This is a genomic window from Modestobacter italicus (genome assembly GCF_000306785.1).
In the GTDB taxonomy this organism is placed as follows: domain Bacteria; phylum Actinomycetota; class Actinomycetes; order Mycobacteriales; family Geodermatophilaceae; genus Modestobacter; species Modestobacter italicus.
The window spans coordinates 5,090,170-5,113,118 of the sequence record NC_017955.1 but is presented as its reverse complement, the minus strand read 5'-3'; the positions used below and the strand labels follow the sequence as shown (position 1 = coordinate 5,113,118).

Below are 22,949 nucleotides of genomic sequence, written 5' to 3'. Positions count from 1 at the left end.
TGTGATCTCGGCCGGGAAGCACGGTCGGGTCGCGCCGCGCCGGTAGGGTAGGGGCGTGCCTCGCGGTGATGGACGGCTGACGCACGACCTCGATCCCCAGTCCCCTGGTCCCCAGGACGCCTGCGGCGTCTTCGGTGTCTGGGCGCCGGGTGAAGAGGTCTCGAAGCTGACCTACTTCGGCCTGTACGCGCTCCAGCACCGCGGGCAGGAGGCGGCCGGCATCGCGGTGTCCGACGGCTCCTCCGTCGTGGTCTACAAGGACCTCGGCCTGGTCAGCCAGGTCTTCGACGAGGCGACGCTGGGCAGCCTGCGCGGCCACATCGCGGTCGGCCACACGCGGTACTCCACGACCGGCGCCTCCACCTGGGAGAACGCCCAGCCGACGTTCCGCACCACGGGGGCCGGCACCGGCCTCGCGCTGTGCCACAACGGCAACCTGGTGAACACCGCGGAGCTGGCCAGCGCGGCCGCCGACGAGGGCGTGGCCGGTGCCTTCGCCGCCACCACCGACTCCGACCTGATCACCTCGCTGATCGCCGCCAAGCCCGACATGTCGGTCGAGGCCGCCGCCATGGAGGTGCTGCCGCGGCTGCGCGGCGCCTTCAGCCTGACCTTCATGGACGAGCACACCCTGTACGCCGCGCGCGACCCGCAGGGCGTCCGCCCGCTGGTGCTCGGCCGGCTGGAGCGCGGCTGGGTGATCGCCAGCGAGACCGCCGCGCTGGACATCTGCGGCGCCTCCTACGTCCGCGAGGTCGAGCCCGGGGAGCTCATCGCGATCGACGAGGACGGGCTGCGCAGCCAGCACTTCGCCGCGGCCGAGCCCAAGGGCTGCGTCTTCGAGTACGTGTACCTGGCCCGGCCGGACACCACGATCTCCGGCCGCACCGTGCACGCCGCCCGGGTGGAGATCGGCCGCCGGCTGGCCAAGGAGCACGCGGTCGAGGCCGACCTGGTCATCCCGGTGCCGGAGTCCGGCACCCCGGCCGCGGTCGGCTACGCCGAGGCCTCGGGCATCCCCTACGGCCTGGGCCTGGTCAAGAACTCCTACGTGGGGCGCACCTTCATCCAGCCCAGCCAGACGATCCGGCAGCTGGGGATCCGGCTCAAGCTCAACCCGCTGCGCGACGTCATCCGCGGCAAGCGGCTGGTCGTCGTCGACGACTCGATCGTGCGCGGCAACACCCAGCGGGCGCTGATCCGGATGCTGCGCGAGGCCGGCGCGGTCGAGGTGCACGTGCGGATCGCCTCGCCGCCGGTGAAGTGGCCGTGCTTCTACGGCATCGACTTCGCCAGCCGCGCGGAGCTGATCGCCAACGGCCTGGACATCGACGGCGTGCGCGCCTCGATCAACGCCGACTCGCTGGGCTACGTCTCCGAGCAGGGCATGATCGCCGCGACCGAGCAGCCCGCGAACCGGCTGTGCACCGCGTGCTTCTCCGGGCAGTACCCGATCCCGCTGGGCGAGCCCGAGGTGCTGGGCAAGCACGTGCTCGAGGGCATCGGACGCCGGGCGATCGGCGACGAGCAGGTCGCGGTCACCGGCTGGACCGGCCAGCAGGCCGGCACCGCCACGGTGCCGGGAGGCGCGGCGGACGCACTGGCCCGCCCGTGACCGACTTCACCTACGCGGCGGCCGGGGTCGACATCGACGCCGGCGAGCGCGCCGTCGCGCTGATGCGGGCCGCGGTGGAGAAGACCAACCGCCCGGAGGTCGTGGGCGGCCTGGGCGGCTTCGCCGGGCTCTTCCGGCTGGACGTCGCCCGGTACCGGGCGCCGCTGCTGGCCTCCTCCACCGACGGCGTCGGCACGAAGATCGCGCTGGCCCGGGCGCTGGACCGGCACGACACCGTCGGCATCGACCTGGTGGCCATGGTCGTCGACGACCTGGTGGCCTGCGGCGCGGAGCCGCTGTTCCTGCAGGACTACGTCGCCTGCGGGCGGGTGGTGCCCGAGCGGATCGCCGCCATCGTCACCGGGATCGCCACCGGGTGCACGCAGGCCGGCGCCGCCCTGGTCGGCGGCGAGACCGCCGAGCACGGTGACCTGATGGGTGCCGACGACTACGACCTGGCCGCCACCGCGGTGGGGGTCGTGGAGGCCGACGCCGTCCTCGGCCCGGAGCGGGTCCGCGCGGGCGACGTGGTGATCGCCATGGCGTCCTCGGGCTTCCACTCCAACGGCTACTCGCTGGTGCGCCGGGTCGTCGACCGCGCCGGACTGGACCTCGCGGCCATCCCCGCCGGCCTGGACCGCCCACTGGGCGACGAGCTGCTCGAGCCGACCCGGATCTACGCCCGGGACTGCCTGGCGCTGGTCGAGGAGCTGGGCGTCGGGTCGGTGCACGCCTTCGCGCACATCACCGGCGGCGGGCTGGCCGGCAACACGGTGCGGGTCGTGCCGGCGGGGCTGGAGGCCGTGCTGGACCGCAGCACCTGGGCGCTCCCGGCGGCCGTGCGGCTGCTGGAGGAGCACGGGGTGCCGCGGACCGAGTCCGAGCGCGCCTTCAACTGCGGCGTCGGCATGGTGGCCGCGGTCGCCCCCGAGCAGGCCGACCGCGCCGTCGCGCTGCTCACCGAGCGCGGCGTCCCGTCCTGGGTCGCCGGCACGGTGGGCGCCGCCGACGGGGAGCCCTCGGCCCGCCTGGTCGGCACCTACCGCTGACGGGACGACCCCGCTCGACGGCGAGGTCGTCCGGACACCGGGCAGCACGACGACACCGCTGCCCGGTGAGGAGCAGCGGTGTCGTCGCGGAACGAGTGCTGAGCCGGAGGGCTCAACAGGTCAACGGCTGGCAGCCCAGTCGTCGTCCTCGTCGTCCGGTGACCAACTACCGGCCAACGGTTCGTCGTCGTCGTCGTCCTTGGGTCCCCGGCTGGGGAAGGACGACGGTTGACCTGCGAGCTCACGCTGAAGGGCCGTGAGGTCGGTGTTGGGTGAGCTGTACTTGAGCTCACGGGCCACGCGTGTCTGCTTGGCCTTCGCTCGGCCGCGCCCCATGGCTCGACCCCCTCGTGACGGAGTGCGGGTCGTCCAGCACTGGGCTGGACGGCCCGTGTGGCGACCCCGACTGAGTGACTGTGTCCTTGAGCGAGCTTACGACACGGATGGGACACGGGCACGCATCGCGTCCCCGAGCCCCCTCGTCCGGAGGTCCCGGGTGACCTGGATCTCACCTGGGAGGGGCCTCAGCGCGGCAGCCGGATGGTGGCCAGCCGGCCCACCGAGCGCATCCGCTCCTCGGCGAGCCGGTCGGCGGCGACGGCGGGGGAGACGCCCTCGGTCCGCGCGGCGTCGAAGACCCGCAGCGCGACGTCGAAGATCGTGGTGGCCTTCGCCTCGGCCCGGGCGAAGGAGAAGCCGTGCCGCTCGTCCTCGACCTGGATGACCCCGCCGGCGTTCACCAGGTAGTCGGGGGCGTAGAGGATGCCGCGGTCCTCGAGCAGCTGCGCGGTGCCCTCGTGGGCGAGCTGGTTGTTCGCGCCGCCGCAGACGACCTCGGCGGGCAGGACGGCGACGGTCTCGTCGTCGAGCGCACCCCCCAGCGCGCACGGGGCGTAGACGTCGTGCGGGGTGCGCACCAGCGTGGCGGTGTCGGCCACCGCGCGCGCCGAGGGGTGCCGGGCCAGCAGCCGGTCGACGGCGGCGGGGTCGACGTCGGTGACGACGACGTCCGCGCCGTCGGTCACCAGCAGGTCGACCAGGTGCGAGCCGACCTTGCCCACCCCGGCGACGGCGACCGTGCGGCCGCTGAGCGTGGGCTTGCCCCAGCGGTGCTCGGCCGCCGCGCGCATCCCCTGGAAGACGCCGAAGGCGGTGAGCACCGAGGAGTCGCCGCAGCCGCCGTAGACCTCGGACCGGCCGTGGGCGAAGCGCGTCTCCCGGGCCACCACGTCGAGGTCGGCGTTGTAGGTGCCGACGTCGCAGGCGGTCAGGTACCGGCCGCCGAGCGCCTCGACGAACCGGCCGTACGCGCGCAGCAGCGCCTCGGTCTTGTCGGTGCGCGGGTCGCCGATGATCACCGCCTTGCCGCCACCGAGGTCGAGCCCGGCGAGGCTGTTCTTGTAGGCCATCGCCTTCGAGAGCGCGAGCGCGTCGGCGACCGCGGCGTCCTCGGAGGCGTAGGGGAAGAAGCGGGTGCCGCCGAGGGCGGGGCCCAGTGCCGTCGAGTAGACGGCGATCACCGCCCGCAGCCCCGACTCGGGGTCGGCGCAGAAGACGACCTGTTCGTGCCCGGAGGCCATCACGTCCACGCCCGGCAGCCTAGGCGGCCGGATCGGGCCCGGGGCGGCGGCGCGGGGGTGCCCGGCGGTCCTCCCTCCGGCAACGAGCTGGTCTCGGACGGGAGCCGCGTGCGGGTCTGCAGCCTCCCGCCAGGCATGATCAGGGGCTGAGGACGGGCGCCGGAGCACTCCGGTGCCGCACACTCCCAGGGCGGACGGCGAGCAGGGCCGCCCGCGGGGGGAGACCGGCGGGGCAGCGCTGCGCCGCGACACAGGAGCGAAGACCGTGAAGGACTGGCACACGATGGCCCGACGCACCCGGCTGCTGGCGCTCGCCCTGGCAGCCCCGCTGCTGGTGAGCGCCTGCTCCACCGACGACACCGGCGGCTCCGGCAGCGGCTCCACCTCCGGCAGCGGCAGCAGCGCCGCCGCCGGGGACGGCGACCTGAGCTTCGCCGTCATCACCCACGGCTCGGCCGGGGACGCCTTCTGGGACGTCGTGCAGAAGGGTGCCGAGGCCGCCGGGGAGGACCTCGGCGTCGGCGTGGACTACCAGAGCGACGGCGACCCGCAGCGGCAGTCGCAGCTCATCCAGGCCGCGGTGAACCAGGACGTCGACGGGATCGTGGTCTCGATGGCCAACCCCGACGCGCTGCAGGACTCGGTCGAGGCCGCGGTGTCCGCGGGCATCCCGGTGGTCACCATCAACTCCGGCGCCGACCGGTCGGCCGAGTTCGGGGCCATCGGCCACGTCGGCCAGGACGAGACGATCGCCGGGCAGGGCGCCGGTCAGCGGCTGGCCCAAGATGGCGCGAAGAACGTGCTCTGCGTGGTGCACGAGGCCGGCAACATCGGCCTGGAGCAGCGCTGCGCCGGCGCCTCGCAGGGGCTGGGCAGCGACGTCAAGCTGCTGCAGGTCGACATCAACGACCTGCAGGCGGCGCAGTCGACGATCACCTCGCAGCTGCAGAGCGACCCGTCGATCGACGGCGTCCTGACGCTCAACTCGGCCGTCGCCTCGGTGGCCGCCGCGGCCGCCTCCGACGCCGGCTCGCAGGCCGAGATCGCCACCTTCGACCTCAACGGCGACGTGATCGCCGCGATCCAGGACGGCTCGGTCGCCTTCGCCGTCGACCAGCAGCAGTACGAGCAGGGCTACCTGCCGATCGTGATGCTGAAGCTGTACGCGCAGAACCTGAACACCGTCGGCGGTGGGCAGCCGGTGCTCACCGGCCCGGGCATCGTGGACTCCGCCAACGTCGACGCGATCGCCGACCTCGCCTCCGCCGGCACCCGCTGAGCCGGTCGGAGCAGACGTGAGTGCCACCCAGCAGGCGCCGGTGCGGCCGGCGCGCGCCGACGAGCGCGTCGCCGCCGTCGGGCTGTGGCGCCGGCTGCTGGTCAAGCCCGAGCTGGGCTCGCTGATCGGCGCCGTCGTCATCCTGGCGTTCTTCTCGGTCCAGTCCAGCGTCTTCCGCTCGCTGAGCGGGGTGGCGAACTGGCTGGACGTCGCCTCGACGCTGGGGATCATGGCGGTGGCCGTCGCGCTGCTGATGATCGGTGGGCACTTCGACCTGTCCGCCGGGGTCATGACCGGCACCACGGCGCTGACCGTCGGGATCGTGGCGACCGAGCTGGACCAGAACATCTGGGTCGCCATCGCCGCGTCGCTGGTGCTGGCGCTGGCCATCGGCTTCGCGAACGGCTGGCTGGTCACCCGGACCGGGCTGCCCAGCTTCATCATCACGCTGGGCACGTTCCTGATGCTGCAGGGCCTCAACCTGGGGCTGACCAAGCTGTTCACCGGCACGGTGATCGTCCGGGGGATCGCCGAGGCGCCGGGCTTCCACTCCGCGCAGCTGGTGCTCGCCTCCCGGGTCACCCTGTTCGGCCAGGAGTTCCGGATCGCCATCCTGTGGTGGCTGCTGGCCACCGCGGTGGCCAGCTGGGTGCTGCTGCGGACCCGGTTCGGCAACTGGGTGTTCGCCACCGGCGGTGACGAGGTGGCCAGCCGCAACGTCGGCGTCCCCGCCGCCCGGACGACGATCACGCTCTTCATGACCACCGCGGCCGCGGCCTGGCTGGTCGGCTCGATCACCGCCGTCCGGCTGACCTCGGTGCAGGCCAACACCGGCACCGGGCAGGAGCTGATCTACATCGTCGCGGCGGTGATCGGCGGCTGCCTGCTCACCGGCGGGTTCGGCTCCGCGATCGGCGCGGCGCTCGGCGCGCTGGTGTTCGGCATGACCCAGCAGGGGATCGTCTACCTGAACTGGGATGCCGACTGGTTCTACTTCTTCCTGGGGGCGATGCTGCTGCTCGCGGTGCTGTCCAACCGCCTCGTGCGGCGGTACGCCGAGGCGGCCCGGCGATGAGCGAGGCGGGCGCGCCGCTGCTGGAACTGCGCGGGATCGGCAAGGACTTCGGCTCGGTCATCGCGCTGGACGGCATCTCCACCACGGTGCGGGCCGGTCAGGTCACCTGCGTGCTCGGCGACAACGGCGCGGGCAAGTCGACGCTGATCAAGGTGCTGTCCGGCGTGCACCGGCCCACCCGCGGTGAGCTGCTGCTGGACGGGCAGCCGGTGGCCTTCGGGGCGCCGCGCGAGGCTCTGGACGCCGGGATCGCCACCGTCTACCAGGACCTGGCGATGATCCCGCTGATGGCGATCTGGCGGAACTTCTTCCTCGGCTCGGAGCCGACCACCGGCTGGGGCCCGTTCCGCCGGTTCGACAGCGCGACCGCCAAGGAGGTCACCCGCCGGGAGCTCGCCGCGATGGGGATCGACATCCGGGACCCCGACCAGCCGGTGGGCACGCTGTCCGGCGGGGAGCGGCAGTCGGTGGCCATCGCGCGGGCGGTCCACTTCGGCGCCCGGGTGCTGATCCTCGACGAGCCGACCTCCGCGCTGGGGGTCAAGCAGGCGGGGGTGGTGCTGCGCTACATCGCGCAGGCGCGCGACCGCGGCCTCGGCGTCGTCTTCATCACCCACAACCCGCACCACGCCCACCCGGTCGGCGACCGCTTCCTGCTGCTCAACCGCGGCCGCAGCATGGGCGACTTCGCCAAGGGGGAGCTGTCCCGCGAGGAGCTGACCGGGATGATGGCCGGCGGCGACGAGCTCACCGAGCTGGCCGAGGAGCTGGAGCGCCCCGCCGGTCGCTGAGGGTGATCTGCCGCTCGCAACGCGTGTTGGTTTTGTGACCCGTGGGGTAGATGCGACCCTGTTCGGGCTCGGTTCCTCTTCCCCAGGAGACCCCATGTCGCAGCGATCGCTGCGCGCTGCCCCGGCGCCGGTCCGGCGCACGTCCCGGCTGCGCGCCGGCGCGCTGGCCGCCCTGCTGGCCGGCGCGGTGGTCCTGACCGGCGGTGGCGTGGCCTCGGCCGACCCGGAGAACCCCACGGACGAGCAGCTGCAGGACGCCCGGGTCGCGCAGGACGCCGCCGCGGCCGAGGTCGGCCGGATCGCCGGGCTGGTCGCCGCCGCCGAGGCCCGGCTGGAGCAGGTGCAGGTCCAGGCCGAGGCGGCGGGCACGGCCTACCTGCTCGCCGAGGAGGCGCGGCAGGCGGCCGAGGCCACCGCCGAGCGGACGGCGCAGGACCTGCAGGCGGCCGCCGACGCGGTGGCCGCGGCCCAGGCCCGGCTGACCGACTTCTCCCGGAACACGTACATGAACGGGACGACGCTCACCAGCGAGATGGCGCTGCTGGACGTCGACGGGCCGGCCGAGCTGGTGCGCAAGGCGGCGACGCTGGACTACGTCGCCGACCACCAGGTCGACGTGCTCGGCGGCCTGGAGGCGGCGCGGGTGCAGCAGGCCGCCGCGGACGCCGCCGCCCGGTCGGCCCGGGACCAGAAGGCGGCGGCCGAGGCGGCCGCGCAGGCGGCCAAGGCCGAGGCCGAGGCGCAGCTCGCCGCCCAGGAGACCGCGGTCGCCGACGCCGCCGCCCAGAAGACCGCGCTGGAGCAGCAGCTGCAGGCGGCCCAGGTGCGCCTGCTGGAGCTGCAGGGCGCCCGCGACGCCTACCAGGCGTGGGCCGCGCAGAAGGCGGCCGAGGAGGCCGCCGCCCGAGAGGCCGAGGAGCGGGCCCGCGCGCAGGCGGTCGCCGACTCCGCCGCCGACGAGGGCGGCGCCGGGTACGTCCGGCCGGCCACCGGCCGGACCAGCAGCTGCTTCGGCGCCCGCTGGGGGGTCACCCACTACGGCGTGGACATCGCCGCCCCGATCGGGACGCCGATCTACGCCGCCACCTCCGGGGTGGTGCAGCGCGCCGGCACTGCGACCGGCTTCGGGTACGCCGTCTACCTCCGGGGCGACGACGGTGCGGTGACGGTCTACGGGCACATCAACCGCTACTTCGTCGCCGCCGGCGAGCGGGTCGCGGCCGGTCAGCAGATCGCCGAGGTGGGCAACCGCGGGCAGTCGACCGGCCCGCACCTGCACTTCGAGGTGCACCCCAGCGGGGCCATGTACGGCGGTCAGGTCGACCCGGTGCCGTGGCTGGCGGCGCGCGGCATCACCATCCGCGGCTGCTGAGCACCCGGCCCGCTGACGGAGGGCCATGTTGCCAACATGGCCCTCGGCGGTCAGCTGCTCGGTGCCGGCGTGGTCTCGGGGCAGTTGGCCGTCGCGTAGGTCGAGACGTTCGTGGTGGCCGTGGTGAGCTGCTGCTGCAGCCCCCCGGCGGCGGCCTGCAGCTGCTGCGCCGCGGTCGGGTCGGTGAAGTCGATGCCCTGGGCCGCGGTGGCCAGCTGCTGGACGCCGTCGACCAGGGCGGTCCAGTCGTCGGCGATCTCGGCCGGCGGCTCGATGGCGGCGTACTGGTCGGCCAGCCGCTGCAGGGCCGGGGGGAGCTGCGTGGGGTCGCTGCTCGCCGTCCCGACGGTCGCGTTGACCGACTGCTCCAGCGACACCGCCTCCGCGCAGAAGGCGGCCGCCTCCGGGCTGGTCGCGCTGGACGGCGCCGCTGCGCTGCCGGAGGTGGTCGGCGCGGCGCTCGAGCTGCTGCTGCCGGACGACGACGCCGCTGAGGACCCCTCGTCGGAGCCGCCGCAGCCGGTGAGCAGCAGCAGGGCGGCGGACAGGCCGGCGGTGAGCAGGGGTGCGGGTGCGCGCATGGCACGACGCTAGCCGCCGCGGCCCCGTCCGGACGGCGACGGCTAGCGTGCGGTGGGTGAGCGCGCCCGTGGACCCCCGCACCGGCTGGGGGCTGCCCGCCCCCGGCGCGCTGCCCCGCACGGCCGACCTGGAGCCGCTGGTGTCCCGGGTGCTGGCGCCCAACGCCTCCAGCATGACCCTGGACGGCACGAACACCTACGTCGTCGGCGCGCCCGGCAGCGGCCAGGCCGTCGTGGTCGACCCGGGGCCGCCCGACGAGGGCCACCTGGCCGCGGTGGAGGCGGTGCTCGCCGCCCGCGACGCCCGGGTGGTGGCCGTGCTGGTCACCCACCACCACGGCGACCACGCGGAGGCGGCGCAGCCCTGGGGCGCGCGGTTCGGCGCCCCGGTCGGCGCCGCCACGGCGTCGGTCACCGGTCCGGGCGGGCAGCTGCTCACCGCCGGCGACCGGTTGCGGCTGGCCGGGACGACGATCGGCGTCGTCGGCACGCCCGGGCACACCGCCGACCACCTGGCGTTCCGGCTCGAGTCCGGGGCCGTGCTGGTCGGCGACCACGTGCTGGGCCGCGGCACCTCGGTGGTGACCCACCCCGAAGGCGACGTGGTGGCCTACCTGGAGTCGCTGCGCCGGGTGCACGACCTCGGCCCCTCTGCGCTGTACTGCGGCCACGGCCCGGAGCTCACCGTCGACCCGGGCGCCGTCCTGGACTTCTACCGGGCGCACCGGGCCCACCGCGAAGAGCAGCTGCTCAGCGCCCTCGCGGCGGGGCCGCGGAGCGTCGACCAGCTGGTCGCGCAGGTGTACGCGGCCGTGCCGCAGGAGCTGTGGCCGGCCGCGGCCCAGTCGACCCGGGCCACGCTGGCCAAGCTGGTCACCGAGGGCCGCGTCGAGCCGCGGGCCGACGACGTGGTCGCCCTGGTCGCCCGGTCGTGAGCTGGGACGTCGTCGTCGTCGGCGCCGGCTCGTCGGGCTGCGCGCTGGCCGCGCGGCTGGTCGACGCCGGGCGCCGGGTGCTGCTGCTGGAGGCCGGCGCGGACCACCCGACGGCGGCGGACTTCCCGGCGTCCCTCCGGGACGCCGCCACCCTGGGCGCGGCGACCCCGGGGCACCCCGCCAACTGGACCTACACCGCGCAGCTCGCCGAGGACGTCAGCTACCCGGTCGTGCGGGGCCGGGTGCTCGGCGGGTCGAGCGCGCTCAACGGCACCTACTTCGTCCGCGGCACCCCGGCCGACTTCGACGGCTGGGCGGCGGCGGGCAACGACCTGTGGTCGGCCGCCGCGGTGCTGCCGGCCTTCTGCCGCTCCGAGGCCGACGCCGACTTCGGCGACCGGCCCGGGCACGGCGCCGACGGGCCGATGCCGGTGCGCCGCCTGCAGCCGGACCACCCGGTCACCGACGCCTTCGCCGCGGCCTGCGACGAGCTGGGCTTCCCCGCCGAGCCGGACAAGAACGCCGGCGGGCCCGCCGGGCACGGGCCCGTCCCGCTCAACGTGGTCGACGGCGTCCGGGTCAACACCGCGATGGCCTACCTCGCCCCGCGGCGCGGGTCGGCGCTGCTCACCGTGCGCGGCGGCACCCGGGTCACCCGGGTGGTCGTCGAGGGCGGTCGTGCCGTCGGCGTGCAGACCCCGGCCGGGGTGCTCCGCGCCGACGAGGTGGTGCTGGCCGCCGGTGCGGTCGCCTCCCCGCACCTGCTGATGCTCTCCGGCATCGGGCCGGCCGGCCAGCTGCGCGCCGCCGGCGTGCCGGTGCTGGTGGACGCCCCCGGCGTCGGCGCGGAGTTCACCGACCACCCTGACCTCTACCTCACCTGGCAGCCGAGCCGGCGGACGCCGATGCCGCGCGACCTGCTGCCCCTGGCCACCGCGCTGAACACCGCCGCGGAGGGGTCCGGGGCGACCGCCGACCTCGAGGTGATGCCCTGGCTCAAGCCGTTCCGCAAGGTGCTGCTGGACCGGTCGCAGGGGTCGTCGCTGGCCGGGCTGGGCGAGGCGGTGCGCCGGTCGGCGGGCACCCTGCGGGCGCTCCGGGGGGCCTCGCTGCACCGGCTGCTGGACCAGGCCCGCCGCCGCGACGACCTGTACCTGGCGGTGGCGCTGCAGGAGGAGGAGAGCCGCGGCCGGCTGACCCTCACCAGCGCCGACCCCCTCGTGCAGCCGCGGATCGAGCACCGGTACCTGACCGAGGAGTCCGACCGGCGGCGGCTGCGCGAGGGCGTGCGGCTGGCCGCCGAGCTGCTGCGGACGGCGGCGTTCGCCCCGCTGGTCGCCGAGCGCACCGGGCTGCCGGACGACGTGCTGCGCGCCGACCGGGAGCTGGACCGGTGGACCCGGCGGCACCTGGCCACCGCCATCCACCTCGCCGGCACCGCCCGGATGGGGCCGGCGGACGACCCCGGCGCCGTCGTCGACCAGCGGCTGCGCGTCCGCGGCGTCGAGGGGCTCCGGGTCGTGGACACCTCGGTGATGCCCCGGGTGACCTCCCGCGGCCCCGCCGCCACCGCGGTGATGATCGGCGAGCGCGCCGCCGAGCTCTGGTGACGGCCCTCCCGCTGGGTCCCGCCGCGAGCTCGCGAGTGGTGGGGGGCGAGAGGGTCCTTCAGCAGGCAGGCGGGGCGGTCCGCTCGGCGTCGGCGATCGCCAGCGAGCGGTCCAGGTACACCGCGCGCACCGACAGCAGCACGTGCAGCTCGCGCAGCACGCGGTCCAGCACCTGCGCCGGGTCGGCCTCCTCCGGCGCGTGCTCGGGCGACTGGGCGGCCATCTCGGCCAGCCCGGCGGCCGCCTCGGTGAGGGTGGGCCACAGGTGGCCCCACTGCCAGAACTCGTAGGTGCCCAGCGGCACCCGGGCCAGCGGCGGCATGCCGAGCAGCCCGATCCCGTCCAGGCCGCGCCGGTCGGGGAGCTCACCCAGCCCCAGCAGCAGCGACTGGACCCGGTGGGTGGCCGCGAAATCCGCCGCCTCCGGGGTGCCCGGGGCGACCTCGGCGACCAGACCCCGGTCGACGAGCGCGTCGAGCGCCGTGTCCGGGTCCTCGACGCCGGCCTCAGCGGCCGCCCGGCACAGCTCCCGCCGGGTCCAGGGCGTGCGGCCGGCCTGGTCGGGGAGCCCGTGCGCCAGCGCCCAGAGCTCGGCGGTGGCCGGCTCGGTCAGCAGCGGGCTGTCCCAGCCCAGCCGGACCACCCAGTACGCCGGCGGCTCACCGCGGCGCTGGTGGAAGGGGCCCATCGCGTGCCCGAGCGGCAGCACGAGCGGCTCCTCGGCGGGCATCAGCTCACCGCCCAGGTGTCCAGGCAGACGGCGTTGGGGGTGAGCAGCCGGTGCAGGTCGGCGAGCAGCGAGGTCAGCACCGCGTCCGGGTCGCTGGCCAGCGGGTCCTCGATGCCGACCCGGGCGGCGGTGGCGGCGGCACCCTCGCAGGCCCGCCACAGGCTGGTCTCCATCGTCGCCCACTCGAACAGGTCGTAGGCGGCGGCAGAGAGCACCGCGAGCGGGCGGCCGGGCAGGCCGACGGAGTAGGCGTCCGGGTTCTCCGCGGAGTTCCCCAGCCCCAGCACGAGCGGCACCATCCGGACCCGGCGGGCCAGCGCGCGGCCGCTCTCGGTGCCCGGCGCCGCCAGCGCGACCAGGCCGGTCTCCAGCAGGTGGACCAGCCGGTCCGGGGCGTCGGGGAGGCCGACCGCGCGCGCCTGGTCGGCGAGCTCGTCGGCGGTCCAGGGGCGGGGGACGTGGTCGGCCGGGCCGTGCGCCATCGCCCACACGCTGAAGTCGGTCGAGGGGAGGCGGCGCAGCTCGGCGCCCACCCGGACGTGGAACTCGTCCTCGGCGGCCCGGACCCGGATCAGCTGCCCGATCGGGTAGACCTGCAACGGGGGCGAGTCGCTGGTCATCGCGGGGAGCCTAGCCGGGGTCGCGCCGCGGTCCGCTCGGTCCGGCGGCCCGGGTCAGCGGACGGCGCGGATCTGCGTGCTGGTCTGGGACAGCGGCGACCAGGCGTCGGGGTGCGGCTGTCCGGCGTCGACGACCCACGAGGGCGTGCGCGCGGCCGTCGTCCTCCCGCGGGTCGCCGGGCGGGCGCTGAGGTGCACGATCACGGCGAGCAGCACGAGCAGCCCCACGAGCACGCCAGCGATGACCAAGAGCGTCGAGAGCATGACGTGAAGTTAGTGGTCCGGACCGGTCCGGGTCCCGGTCGACGCGGGGCAGATCTCACCGAAGCGGCCCGGGCAGATCGGGTGACTCTGGCGGTTGACGAGGTCGACTCGGCGACCCTCTCGGCTCGTCAGGACCGCTCGGGCGCCACCAGGTCCGCCAGCACCCGCGCGAGCAGGTCGTCCGGGACGGCGTCCGGGTCGGGCAGCGCCTCCACGGCCAGCCCGTTGGTCAGGGCGATGACCACCAGGGTCAGCGACTCGGCGTCCCACCCGGTGCGCACCGGGTGCTCGGCCAGGTAGCCCGCCACCGTCGCGGCGATCCGGGTCCGCAGCTCCCGCCGGGAGGCGACGAAGCGCCGCCGCGTCTCCGGGTCGCGGACGGCGCGCTGCCAGAACTCGAGGAACAGCAGCTGCCAGGTGGCCTCCCGCCGGGACAGCTCGGTGCTGACGGCGGCGAGCGCGGCGGGCAGGTCGTCGGCCGCCTGCAGGGCGGCATCGACGCCGTCCACCCGGTGCTGTACCTCCTCGGCCATGAGGGCGAGGAAGAGCTCGTCCTTGCTGGCGAAGCTGGAGTAGACCGCGCCCTTGGTGAAGCCGGCGGCCGCGGCCACCTGGTCCAGCGTCGCGGCGGCGAAGCCGCGCTCGGCGAAGACCTCGCCGGCGGCCCGCAGCACCCGGCTGCGCACCGCCTCCTTGGGCGGGCGGGGGGTGCGACCGGGCTGCGGACTCGTCTCCTCCACGATCGAGGAGCATACTGGTCGGTATCGGATACCGGTCAGTATCGAGGAGCTGGGATGGCGAGCGCGCACGGACTGCACGAGGCACCGCGACGGGAGCTGCTGCCCGGGGTCACCCGCCGGGCGGCGGTGCTGATGATCGGCGTGCTGCTGCTCCAGCTGGGCTTCGTGCTCAGCTACGTCGGCGCGTTCCACGCCCCGACCCCGCGCGACGTCCCGCTGGCCGTGGTCGCGCCGGCCGGCGCCCCCGCGGGCACGGCCGACCAGGTGGCCGCCCAGCTCGAGGGGGTCGCCGAGGATCCGCTGGACGTGCGGGTGGCCGCCAGCGAGGGCGCCGGCCGGCAGCTGCTCGCCGACCGGGACGTCGACGGCGTCCTGCTGCTGGGCACCGGAACCGAGGACACGCTGCTGGTCTCCGGCGCCGAGGGCGGCGCGGTGAGCTCGGCCCTGACCGAGGTGCTGACCCGGGTCGACGCCGCCCAGCAGCGCACGCTGACCACCGACGACGTGCTGCCGGCCGCCACCGGTGACGCCCGCGGGCTGTCCGCGTTCTACCTCGCCGTCGGCTGGGTGGTGGGCGGCTACCTGGTCGCCTCGATCATCGGCGTCAGCGCGGGCTCCCGGCCGCTGACCCGGGCGCGCGGGGTGGTGCGGCTGGGCAGCCTGGCCGTCTACGCGGTCATCTCCGGCGTCGGCGGGGCGCTGATCACCGGCCCGGTGCTCGGGGTCTTCGACGGCCACCTGCTCGCGCTCGCCGCGTTCGGCACGCTGCTGGTCTTCGCCGTCGGCGCGTTCACCACCGCGCTGCAGGTGTGGACCGGGCTGGTCGGCATCGGCCTGGCGATCCTGCTCTTCGTGGTGCTCGGCAACCCGAGCGCCGGCGGTGCCTACCCGGCGCCGCTGCTGCCGCCGTTCTGGGCCGCGATCGGCCCGTGGCTGCCGCCGGGCGCCGGCACCGGCGCCGTCCGCGGCATCGTCTACTTCGGCGGCGCCGGGGCCGGCCAGGCGGTGCTCGTGCTCGCCGTCTACGCCCTCGCGGGCGCGGTCGCGACCCTGCTGGGCAGTGGCCGCCGCGGCACCGTCGACGACCTCGAACCCAAACCCGTCGCCGTCCCCGCCGCCTGACCACGCTTTCGCGCGATCACGTACGCGTACGTGATCGCGCGAAACCGCGGGGGCTCAGCGGTCGAGGGGGAGGCCGGTGTAGTTCTCGGCGAGCTCGCGGGCGGCGGTCTCCGAGCCGCACACCCGGCGGAGCTGGGAGAGCTGCAGCTCGGCGTCGAAGTCGTCGCCGGAGCGGTGGAACATCGAGGTCATCCACCAGGAGAAGTGGGTGCAGCGCCAGACGCGGGCCAGCGCCCGGTCGGAGTAGCTGTCGACCAGGTCGGTCCGCTCGTCGGCCAGCAGCCGGACCAGCGCCTCGGCCAGCAGGGTGACGTCGGCGACGGCGAGGTTGAGGCCCTTGGCGCCGGTCGGCGGGACGATGTGCGCGGCGTCCCCGGCGAGGAAGAGCCGGCCGCGGCGCATCGGGGCGGACACGAACGAGCGCATCGGCAGGATCGACTTCTCGGTGACCGGGCCGGTCTGCAGCTCCCAGCCGTCGAGGGCGAACCGGGTGGACAGCCCGTCCCAGATCCGGTCGTCGGACCAGTCCTCGATCTTCTCGGTGGGGTCGACCTGCAGGTAGAGCCGGGAGACCGACGGCGAGCGCATCGACAGCAGGGCGAACCCCTCGGGGTGCCAGGCGTAGACCAGCTCGTCGCTGGAGGGCGCGACGTCGGCCAGGATGCCCAGCCAGGCGTAGGGGTAGGTGCGCTCCCAGGTCCGCCCACCGGCGGCGGTGACGACCGGGCGGGAGACGCCGTGGAAGCCGTCGGTGCCGGCGATCGCGTCGCACTCGAGCACCTGCGGGGTCCCGTCGGCGTCGGTGAACCGGATCCGCGGGGAGTCGCCGTCGACGTCCTCCGGGACGACGTCGGAGACGTCGAACAGCAGCGGCGGGCCGTCGTCCAGCTGGGCGGCGATGAGGTCCTTGACCACCTCGGACTGGCCGTAGAGCCACACCTTCCGGCCGCACAGCTCGGCGAAGTCCAGGTGGTGCCGGGTGCCCGGGTACTGCAGGTGGACGCCGTCGTGCGGCAGGCCCTCGCGCTGCAGCCGGTCACCCACGCCGGCGTCGATGAGCGTCGACACCGTGTGCTGCTCCAGGATGCCGGCGCGGATCCGCGCCTCGACGTACTCCCGCGACCGGTTCTCCAGCACGACCGTGTCGATGCCCTGGAGCTGCAGGAGGCGTGAGAGGAGGAGGCCGGCGGGGCCGGCGCCGATGATCCCGACCTGGGTGCGCACGGCCCGAGTGTGACCCGCAGCCCCGGCCGGACAGGCTCGTGCTTCCGGTCAGTGGAACTGCTCGGACCGGGCGAGCTCGCGCCCGATGCCGCGGGCGGCGACCTGCAGCACCGGTGCCAGCCGGCCGACGTCCCGGCGGTGCACCGGGACGACGATGCCCAGCGCGGCCACCACGATCGGCCCGGAGGCCCGCTCCACGGTGACCGGGACGGCGACGGAGGCGGCACCCAGCGACATCTCCTCGGCGGTGCGCGCCCAGCCGCGGCGGCGCACCTCGGCGAGCTCGCGGACCATCACCCGCGGGTCGGCGACGGTGTGCCGGGTCTCCCGGGTGAGCTGGTGGAGGACCTGGTCGACGACGTCGTCGGGGGCCGAGGCCAGCAGCACCTTGCCCACGCCGGTGGCGTGCAGCGGCAGCCGGCTGCCCACCTGGCTGACCACCGCCACCGACTCGCGCCCGGAGATGCGCTCCACGTACAGCGCCCGCAGCCCCTCCCGGACGGCGAGGTGCACGGTGTCCCGGGTCGCGGTGTGCACGTCGAGCAGGAACGCCGACGCCACCTGGCGCAGCTCCAGCTGGACGGGGGCGAGCAGGCCGAGGTCCCAGAGCTTGCGCCCGATCTCGTACCGGCCGTCGGGCCGGCGGACGAGCGCCCCCCAGGCGGCCAGCTCGGCGAGCAGCCGGTGGGCGGTGGTCAGCGGGGTGCCCGAGCGCTCGGCGACCTCGGAGAGGGTCAGCCGGGGGTGCTGGGCGTCGAAGGCGTCCAGCACGCCGAGCGCTCGGGAGGTCACCGAACGCCCCGCCGTCGTCTGCCCACCTGCCACCGTCGTCCTGCTTTCTGGCCAGCGGAAGTCATCGCTAGGGGCAGCCTACTGACCGGCCGTACCGTCCGGGCATGACCGGGACCACATCTCGCGCGCCGCGGCCGGCGGCGGACAGTGCGCTGGAGCTGCCGCGCTACCTCCGGGAGGCCGAGGAGCGGCGGACGCCCCTGGCCTACGCCGGCTACCGCAGCACCGCGCTGCGCGCCCCGCTCCGCACCCCCGTCGACCTGCCGCAGCGGCTCACCGAGGTCACCGGCCCGGTGCTGGGTGAGGACCGGGTCACCGCCGCGGACGCCGACCTGACCCTGCGGATGGGCGGCGAGGCGCTCGGGCAGCGGATCAACGTCTTCGGCCGGGTGCTGGACAGCGACGGCCGGCCGGTGCCGGACACGCTGGTGGAGATCTGGCAGGCGAACGCCGCCGGCCGCTACCGGCACGTGGGCGACAACTGGCCCGCACCGCTCGACCCGCACTTCGACGGGCTGGGCCGGGTGATGACCGACAGCCTGGGCCGCTACGAGTTCACCACCATCCAGCCGGGTGCCTACCCGTGGGGCAACCACCACAACGCCTGGCGGCCGGCGCACATCCACTTCAGCCTGTTCGGCCGCGCGTTCACCCAGCGGCTGGTGACCCAGATGTACTTCCCGGGCGATCCGCTGTTCTGGCAGGACCCGATCTTCAACGCGATCCCGCCGTCGGCCCGCCACCGCGCGATCGCGACGTTCGAGCTCGACCGCACCCAGGACAACTGGGCGCTGGCCTACCAGTGGGACATCGTGCTGCGCGGCAGCGACCAGACCCCGTTCGAGACCGACGACGACGGAGATGTCGCGTGAGCATCGACCACCTCTCCCAGCAGGTCCGGGACGCGAACGAGGAGAACGACCGGCGCCCGGGCACCCCGCGGCGGGGCTCCGGCTTCCTCGACGAGCCCTTCCAGCTCGGTCTCACCCCCAGTGCCACCGTCGGGCCGTACCTGTCGATCGGGCTGACCTGGGCCGACGGGCCGTACGCCGTCGCCGAGGGCACCGAGGGTGCCATCTGGCTGCGCGGCCGGGTGTTCGACGGCGCGGGCGACCTGGTGCCCGACGCCCTGATCGAGACCTGGCAGGCCGACCCGGACGGCCGCTTCGACCACCCCGACGCGCCGGCCGGTGAGCGCCGCTTCCCCGGGTTCCGCGGGCTGGGCCGGTCGAGCACGGTCACGCCGGCCGGGGAGTACGGCGTCCTCACCCTGAAGCCGGGCCGGGTCGACGACGGCAAGGGCGGCCTGCAGGCGCCGCACGTCGACGTCTCGGTGTTCGCCCGGGGCCTGCTGGACCGGGTGGTCACCCGGATCTACTTCGCCGACGAGGCCGAGGCCAACGCGCAGGACGACGTCCTCCGGTCGCTGCCCGACGACGAGTCTCGGCAGACCCTGCTGGCCCAGCCCAGCGCCGACGGCTACGTGCTCGACATCCACCTCCAGGACTGCACCGACAAGGGCATGCGCGAGACCGTCTTCTTCGCGGTGTGAGCGGGCGACCCGGCACGATGCACCGGTGAGCATCCTCGACGCGACGTTCGCCCGCGGTCCGGTGTCGGCCGGGGGCCCGGCGGCGGACCCGTGGCTGGTGGCCCTGCTGGAGGTCGAGGGGGCGCTCGCCCGGGCCGCCGCCCGGGTGGGCCTGGTCGCCGGCACGGCGGCCGACGAGGTCAGCCGGGTCTGCGCCGACCCCGGCGGGCTCGACCTCGCCGCCGTGCAGGTCCGCGCCGCGGACGCCGGCAACCCGGTGCCGCCGCTGGTGCGGGCGCTGCAGGACGCGGTCGGGCCGCACGCCGCCCGGGCCGTGCACGTCGGCGCGACCAGCCAGGACGTGATGGACACCGCCGCGGTGCTGCTGGCCCGGCGCGGGCTGCAGCTGATCGAGGCCGACCTGGCCACGGCGGCCGAGGCGTGCGCCCGGCTGGCCACCGAGCACCGGGACGACGTGCTGATGGGCCGCACCCTGCTGCAGCAGGCGCTGCCTATCACGGTGGGGCTCAAGGCCGCCACCTGGCTGGCCGGCCTGGACGGCGTCCGGGCCCGGCTGACCGCGGTGAGCGGCTCGCTGCCGGTGCAGTACGGCGGCGCGGTGGGCACCCTGGCCGCGAGCTCGGGCTCCGGGGTCGACCTGCGCCGCGAGCTCGCCGCCGAGCTGGGCCTGGCGGTCACCGACGTCCCCTGGTTCACCGTGCGGCTGCCGGTCGCCGACGTCGCCGGGGTGCTCGGCGCGGCCGCCGGGGTGGTGGCCACGATCGCCGTCGACGTCGTCCTGCTGGCGCAGAGCGAGGTCGCCGAGGCCACCGAGGTCTCCGCCTCCCGCGGCGGCTCCTCGGCGATGCCGCACAAGAACAACCCGGTGGCCGCGGTGTCCGCGCGGGCGTGCGCGCGCCGCGCCCCCGGCCTGGTGGCCACGCTCTACGCCGCCATGGAACAGGAGCACGAGCGCGGCGCGGGCACCTGGCACGTGGAGTGGCCGACGCTGACCGAGCTGCTCGGCACGGTGGGGTCGGCGGCGTCCTGGCTCACCGAGTGCCTGGCCGACCTGCAGCTGGACACCACCCGGATGGCCGCGGCGGTGGCCGCGGCCGGCGACCCGCAGCTGGCCCGCGCCCTCGCCGAGGCGCTCACCCCCTCGCTGGGTGCCGGCGCCGCCCACGACGCCGCGTCCGCCGCCGTCCGCACCGCGGCGAGCGAGGGGCGCGCGCTGGTCGACGTCGTGCTCGAGCGGGCCGACGTCGACGGCGCGGCGCTGGTCGCCGACAGCACCCCCGACGTCGGGGAGGCCGGCGCCCAGGTGGACGCCGCCCTCGCCGCGCACGTGATCGCCACCCAAGGAGGACGCCCGTGACCGCCGTCGAGGTCTCGCACACCGTCGCCGGACCCGAGGACGCGCCGGTCGTCGTCCTGTCGAACTCCCTGGGCGCGACCCGCGCCATGTGGGACCCGCAGGTGCCGGCGCTGGCCGAGCGGTACCGGGTCGTCAGCTACGACACCCGCGGGCACGGCGCGTCCCCCGCGCCGGCCGGTCCGTACACCCTCGACGACCTGGTGGACGACGTCCTGGCGCTGCTGGACCGGGTCGGCGCCGAGCGGGCGCACCTCGTGGGGCTGTCGCTGGGCGGGATGACCGCGCTCCGGCTGGCCGCCCGCGAGCCGCAGCGGGTGCACCGCCTCGCCGTCCTCTGCACGTCGGCGAAGACCGAGCCGCAGGGCTTCCTCGACCGGGCAGCCGCCGTCCGCGCCGACGGCACCGCCCCGATCGCCGAGGCCGTGGTGAGCCGCTGGCTGACCCCGCCGTACGCCGCCGGGCACCCGGAGCTGGTGGCCCGGCTGCAGGCGATGGTGGCCGGCTGCGACGACGAGGGCTACGCCGCCTGCGCCGAGGTGGTGGCCGGCATCGACCTGCGCGACGACCTGAGCCGGGTCGCCGCGCCCACCCTGGTGGTCTCCGGCGCCGAGGACCAGGCGCTGCCGCCGGCCCACCAGCAGGCGATCGCCGACGGGATCGGCGGCGCGGAGCTGCTGACCGTCAGCCCGGGCGCGCACCTGGCCAACCTCGAGCAGCCGCTGCAGGTCACCGGCGCGCTGCTCGGCCACCTCGACGCAGCAGGGAGCGAGCGATGAGCGCACCGGACGACCGGCAGGGCCCGACGACCGACGAGGAACGCCGCGCCGCCGGGATGCGGGTGCGCCGCGAGGTGCTGGGCGACGCGCACGTCGACCGCGCCGTCGCCGCGGTCACCCCGCTCACCGCCGACTTCCAGGACTTCATCACCCGGGTCGCCTGGGGCGACCTGTGGCAGCGGCCGGGGCTGGACCGGCGCACCCGCAGCATGCTCACCCTGGCGATCACCGCGTCGCTGCGGCACTGGGACGAGTTCGCCCTGCACGTGAAGGCCGCGGTGCACAACGGGCTCACCGACGACGAGATCGCCGAGGTCTGCCTGCACACCGCCGTCTACGCCGGCGTGCCGGCGGCGAACCACGCCCTGGCCGTCGCGAAGCCGATCCTGGCCGAGCTGCGCGCCGAGGGCTGAGGACCCCGGGCCGAGGGCGCCCGGCCCGGGCCGTCGCTGGGGGAACAGCGGCGGCCCGAGCCAGGACCGGGTGCTGCCGGTCGGGGCCGGCAGCAGGTTCTCGGGGCCGGGCCCAGCTTCGGGGCGGCGGCGGGGCGGTGTCCAGCGGGCCGGCCGGGGGGAGCGGCGCGTCCGGAGAGCCGTGACGCTCCGCCTCCGGCACCTCCCAGCCGACCTCACCGACCGCAGCAACCGGACGACGGACCGTGCTCACCGTCGGTCGCCCGTCCGGGTGAGCAGGGCGTCTGCCGCACGGTTGGTGCCCGGACACGCCGGGTAGGGCCGACCGGCGGGCTGTTCCGGTCCGCACCCGTCCGATCCGGAGCACCGCCCCTGCCGCGTCGCAGTGCTCGACCGCAGGAGGCGTCCGACCGCGTGACCGCAGTCCCCGAGGAGCCGCAGCGACCGCTGCGGGTCGTGTCCGTCCCGCCCGGTCAGCCCTACGTCGACGCGGTGCTGCCCGAGCACGTGCTGCGGGTCGGCCCCGGCACCACGCCGAGCCCCTGGCTGGACCCGGCGTACCTGGTCGCGCACGCCGACGAGGTCGACGTGCTGCACGTGCACGGCGGGTTCGAGCACCTCACCGTGGCCGAGATGGACGCCTGGACGGCGGCGGTGCGGCGGTGCGACGTGCCGCTGGTGGTCACCGTCCACGACCTCGCCGCCGTCGACGGCGCGGACTCCGGGACGCACCCGGGCGCCGCGCGGACCCGGGCGCAGGCGCACCTGCGGGCGCTGCTGGCCACGGCGGAGGTCGTGCTCACCCTCACCCCCGGTGCCGCCGACGAGATCGCCGACCGCTTCGGCCGGACCGCCATCGTGGTGGCGCACCCCTCGCTGGCCGACCCGACGCCCGGGGTGGGCCGGGAGACGCGCCTGGTCGGGGTACACCTGGGCGCGCTGGGGCCCGAGGTCGCCGAGCCGCGGGCACTGCTGCGCGCCGCGCTGTCCGGCGCCGTCTCCGGGGGCGGCCGGTTGCGGGTGGACGTCGACCCCGACGTCGACCTCACCGTCCGGCTGCCCGAGCTGGTCGCGCTCGCCGACGCGGGGGAGCTGGAGCTGGTGCGCAGCCGGCCGGCCGGGCCGGAGGAGTGGGTGCGGCACCTGCAGGAGCTGCACGTGTCCGTCGTGCCGCAGCGGACCCGCAGCCACTCGTCGTGGGTCGAGCTCTGCCGGGACGCCGGCACCCGGGCGGTCGTACCGGTCGGCGGGCACCAGGCCGAGCAGTGGTCCGACGTCGTGCACTACGGCAACGACCCGATCACCGGGCTGGACACCGCCTCGCTCACCTCCGCCGTGGTGGCGGCGCTGACCCGCCCGGCACCGGCCCGGGTCGACCGCGGCTGGCGGGCGGAGCAGCTGGCCGCCGTCCGCCGGGTGCACGCCCAGGTCTACGAGCAGGTCGCCGCCGACCACGCCACGACCTGAGGGAG

The 22,949-nt window shown here is 75.6% G+C and carries 24 protein-coding genes; 15 read left to right on the top strand and 9 right to left on the bottom strand.

Translation table 11 applies throughout. The annotated features are described in order from the left end of the window. Positions 1 to 55 precede the first annotated feature (55 nt). Both purF and purM read left to right on the top strand, forming a co-directional pair. Positions 56 to 1,615 (top strand): amidophosphoribosyltransferase, encoded by a 1,560-nt coding sequence (purF, locus tag MODMU_RS24320; RefSeq protein WP_014743060.1) that lies wholly within the window; start codon positions 56 to 58, stop codon positions 1,613 to 1,615. Next, positions 1,612 to 2,664, top strand: coding sequence for a phosphoribosylformylglycinamidine cyclo-ligase (purM, locus tag MODMU_RS24315; RefSeq protein WP_014743059.1), 1,053 nt, complete (start codon positions 1,612 to 1,614; stop codon positions 2,662 to 2,664). Before purF ends, purM begins: the two co-directional genes overlap by 4 nt. 120 nt (positions 2,665 to 2,784) lie before the next feature. On the opposite strand, the gene MODMU_RS27980 is transcribed toward purM, so the two are convergent. Then, a complete protein-coding gene (locus MODMU_RS27980; RefSeq protein WP_014743058.1) occupies positions 2,785 to 3,000 on the bottom strand; it encodes a DUF3073 domain-containing protein in 216 nt (71 codons plus the stop codon). Positions 3,001 to 3,188: 188 nt separating this feature from the next. Next, positions 3,189 to 4,244: a Leu/Phe/Val dehydrogenase gene (locus MODMU_RS24310; protein ID WP_041795595.1), complete on the bottom strand. Its 1,056-nt coding sequence runs from the start codon at positions 4,242 to 4,244 to the stop codon at positions 3,189 to 3,191. 265 nt (positions 4,245 to 4,509) lie between these two features. Here MODMU_RS24310 and MODMU_RS24305 point away from each other — a divergent pair, with 265 nt between their 5' ends. From MODMU_RS24305 to MODMU_RS24290, 4 genes are all read left to right on the top strand, one after another. Next, positions 4,510 to 5,523, top strand: coding sequence for a sugar ABC transporter substrate-binding protein (locus MODMU_RS24305; RefSeq protein WP_014743056.1), 1,014 nt, complete (start codon positions 4,510 to 4,512; stop codon positions 5,521 to 5,523). A 16-nt stretch (positions 5,524 to 5,539) separates the two neighbouring features. Then, entirely contained in the window at positions 5,540 to 6,598 is a 1,059-nt protein-coding gene (locus MODMU_RS24300) for an ABC transporter permease (protein ID WP_083869927.1), read from the top strand. Further along, on the top strand, positions 6,595 to 7,389 hold the full coding sequence (locus MODMU_RS24295; RefSeq protein WP_014743054.1) for an ATP-binding cassette domain-containing protein: 795 nt from the start codon (positions 6,595 to 6,597) through the stop codon (positions 7,387 to 7,389). The genes MODMU_RS24300 and MODMU_RS24295 overlap by 4 nt, the downstream gene beginning before the upstream one ends. Positions 7,390 to 7,483: 94 nt before the next feature. Further along, positions 7,484 to 8,761 (top strand): M23 family metallopeptidase, encoded by a 1,278-nt coding sequence (locus MODMU_RS24290; RefSeq protein ID WP_014743053.1) that lies wholly within the window; start codon positions 7,484 to 7,486, stop codon positions 8,759 to 8,761. A 50-nt stretch (positions 8,762 to 8,811) separates the two neighbouring features. Here the strand turns inward: MODMU_RS24290 and MODMU_RS24285 are convergent, their stop codons facing one another. Then, on the bottom strand, positions 8,812 to 9,342 hold the full coding sequence (locus MODMU_RS24285) for a hypothetical protein (protein WP_014743052.1): 531 nt from the start codon (positions 9,340 to 9,342) through the stop codon (positions 8,812 to 8,814). Positions 9,343 to 9,398: 56 nt separating this feature from the next. On the opposite strand from MODMU_RS24285, the gene MODMU_RS24280 reads away from it, so the two are divergent. Both MODMU_RS24280 and MODMU_RS24275 read left to right on the top strand, forming a co-directional pair. Beyond that, a complete protein-coding gene (locus tag MODMU_RS24280) occupies positions 9,399 to 10,277 on the top strand; it encodes an MBL fold metallo-hydrolase (RefSeq protein ID WP_014743051.1) in 879 nt (292 codons plus the stop codon). Next, positions 10,274 to 11,887: a GMC family oxidoreductase gene (locus MODMU_RS24275; protein ID WP_014743050.1), complete on the top strand. Its 1,614-nt coding sequence runs from the start codon at positions 10,274 to 10,276 to the stop codon at positions 11,885 to 11,887. The genes MODMU_RS24280 and MODMU_RS24275 overlap by 4 nt, the downstream gene beginning before the upstream one ends. Before the next feature lie 58 nt (positions 11,888 to 11,945). Here the strand turns inward: MODMU_RS24275 and MODMU_RS24270 are convergent, their stop codons facing one another. The 4 genes from MODMU_RS24270 to MODMU_RS24255 form a co-directional block, all read right to left on the bottom strand. Continuing rightward, positions 11,946 to 12,617, bottom strand: a complete 672-nt coding sequence (locus tag MODMU_RS24270) for a hypothetical protein (RefSeq protein ID WP_014743049.1) — start codon at positions 12,615 to 12,617, stop codon at positions 11,946 to 11,948. Further along, positions 12,617 to 13,237, bottom strand: a complete 621-nt coding sequence (locus MODMU_RS24265) for a hypothetical protein (RefSeq protein ID WP_014743048.1) — start codon at positions 13,235 to 13,237, stop codon at positions 12,617 to 12,619. Before MODMU_RS24265 ends, MODMU_RS24270 begins: the two co-directional genes overlap by 1 nt. A 54-nt stretch (positions 13,238 to 13,291) precedes the next feature. After that, positions 13,292 to 13,501, bottom strand: a complete 210-nt coding sequence (locus MODMU_RS24260; protein ID WP_014743047.1) for a hypothetical protein — start codon at positions 13,499 to 13,501, stop codon at positions 13,292 to 13,294. Positions 13,502 to 13,629: 128 nt separating this feature from the next. Next, positions 13,630 to 14,241 carry a TetR/AcrR family transcriptional regulator gene (locus tag MODMU_RS24255; protein WP_014743046.1) on the bottom strand — a complete coding sequence of 204 codons (612 nt, stop codon included), beginning with the start codon at positions 14,239 to 14,241 and terminating at the stop codon, positions 13,630 to 13,632. Between the two features lie 54 nt (positions 14,242 to 14,295). Here MODMU_RS24255 and MODMU_RS24250 point away from each other — a divergent pair, with 54 nt between their 5' ends. Continuing rightward, on the top strand, positions 14,296 to 15,363 hold the full coding sequence (locus MODMU_RS24250) for an ABC-2 transporter permease (protein WP_014743045.1): 1,068 nt from the start codon (positions 14,296 to 14,298) through the stop codon (positions 15,361 to 15,363). Between the two features lie 54 nt (positions 15,364 to 15,417). Here the strand turns inward: MODMU_RS24250 and MODMU_RS24245 are convergent, their stop codons facing one another. Both MODMU_RS24245 and MODMU_RS24240 read right to left on the bottom strand, forming a co-directional pair. Beyond that, a complete protein-coding gene (locus tag MODMU_RS24245; RefSeq protein WP_014743044.1) occupies positions 15,418 to 16,587 on the bottom strand; it encodes a 4-hydroxybenzoate 3-monooxygenase in 1,170 nt (389 codons plus the stop codon). A 48-nt stretch (positions 16,588 to 16,635) separates the two neighbouring features. Next, entirely contained in the window at positions 16,636 to 17,379 is a 744-nt protein-coding gene (locus MODMU_RS24240; RefSeq protein WP_231851716.1) for an IclR family transcriptional regulator, read from the bottom strand. A gap of 104 nt (positions 17,380 to 17,483) precedes the next feature. On the opposite strand from MODMU_RS24240, the gene pcaH reads away from it, so the two are divergent. The 6 genes from pcaH to MODMU_RS24210 all read left to right on the top strand — a co-directional run bounded on the left by pcaH (position 17,484) and on the right by MODMU_RS24210 (position 22,944). Further along, on the top strand, positions 17,484 to 18,251 hold the full coding sequence (gene pcaH / locus MODMU_RS24235; protein WP_014743042.1) for a protocatechuate 3,4-dioxygenase subunit beta: 768 nt from the start codon (positions 17,484 to 17,486) through the stop codon (positions 18,249 to 18,251). Continuing rightward, a complete protein-coding gene (gene pcaG, locus MODMU_RS24230; RefSeq protein ID WP_014743041.1) occupies positions 18,248 to 18,931 on the top strand; it encodes a protocatechuate 3,4-dioxygenase subunit alpha in 684 nt (227 codons plus the stop codon). Before pcaH ends, pcaG begins: the two co-directional genes overlap by 4 nt. A 25-nt stretch (positions 18,932 to 18,956) precedes the next feature. Further along, complete coding sequence (locus MODMU_RS24225) at positions 18,957 to 20,288, top strand: lyase family protein (protein WP_014743040.1); 1,332 nt, start codon at positions 18,957 to 18,959, stop codon at positions 20,286 to 20,288. Next, positions 20,285 to 21,064, top strand: a complete 780-nt coding sequence (gene pcaD, locus MODMU_RS24220) for a 3-oxoadipate enol-lactonase (protein ID WP_014743039.1) — start codon at positions 20,285 to 20,287, stop codon at positions 21,062 to 21,064. Before MODMU_RS24225 ends, pcaD begins: the two co-directional genes overlap by 4 nt. Next, positions 21,061 to 21,477, top strand: a complete 417-nt coding sequence (gene pcaC, locus MODMU_RS24215) for a 4-carboxymuconolactone decarboxylase (protein WP_014743038.1) — start codon at positions 21,061 to 21,063, stop codon at positions 21,475 to 21,477. Before pcaD ends, pcaC begins: the two co-directional genes overlap by 4 nt. 414 nt (positions 21,478 to 21,891) lie before the next feature. Next, positions 21,892 to 22,944: a glycosyltransferase family 4 protein gene (locus MODMU_RS24210; protein ID WP_014743037.1), complete on the top strand. Its 1,053-nt coding sequence runs from the start codon at positions 21,892 to 21,894 to the stop codon at positions 22,942 to 22,944. Positions 22,945 to 22,949: the final 5 nt, after the last annotated feature.

What these genes read in the sequence shown, in the direction of transcription:
- MODMU_RS27980 (WP_014743058.1), bottom strand. Translation starts at nt 3,000, where the DNA reads ATGGGGCGCGGCCGAGCGAAGGCCAAGCAGACACGCGTGGCCCGTGAG.
- MODMU_RS24310 (WP_041795595.1), bottom strand. Translation starts at nt 4,244, where the DNA reads ATGGCCTCCGGGCACGAACAGGTCGTCTTCTGCGCCGACCCCGAGTCG.
- MODMU_RS24295 (WP_014743054.1), top strand. Translation starts at nt 6,595, where the DNA reads ATGAGCGAGGCGGGCGCGCCGCTGCTGGAACTGCGCGGGATCGGCAAG.
- MODMU_RS24290 (WP_014743053.1), top strand. Translation starts at nt 7,484, where the DNA reads ATGTCGCAGCGATCGCTGCGCGCTGCCCCGGCGCCGGTCCGGCGCACG.
- MODMU_RS24285 (WP_014743052.1), bottom strand. Translation starts at nt 9,342, where the DNA reads ATGCGCGCACCCGCACCCCTGCTCACCGCCGGCCTGTCCGCCGCCCTG.
- MODMU_RS24270 (WP_014743049.1), bottom strand. Translation starts at nt 12,617, where the DNA reads ATGCCCGCCGAGGAGCCGCTCGTGCTGCCGCTCGGGCACGCGATGGGC.
- MODMU_RS24265 (WP_014743048.1), bottom strand. Translation starts at nt 13,237, where the DNA reads ATGACCAGCGACTCGCCCCCGTTGCAGGTCTACCCGATCGGGCAGCTG.
- MODMU_RS24260 (WP_014743047.1), bottom strand. Translation starts at nt 13,501, where the DNA reads ATGCTCTCGACGCTCTTGGTCATCGCTGGCGTGCTCGTGGGGCTGCTC.
- MODMU_RS24250 (WP_014743045.1), top strand. Translation starts at nt 14,296, where the DNA reads ATGGCGAGCGCGCACGGACTGCACGAGGCACCGCGACGGGAGCTGCTG.
- pcaH (WP_014743042.1), top strand. Translation starts at nt 17,484, where the DNA reads ATGACCGGGACCACATCTCGCGCGCCGCGGCCGGCGGCGGACAGTGCG.
- pcaC (WP_014743038.1), top strand. Translation starts at nt 21,061, where the DNA reads ATGAGCGCACCGGACGACCGGCAGGGCCCGACGACCGACGAGGAACGC.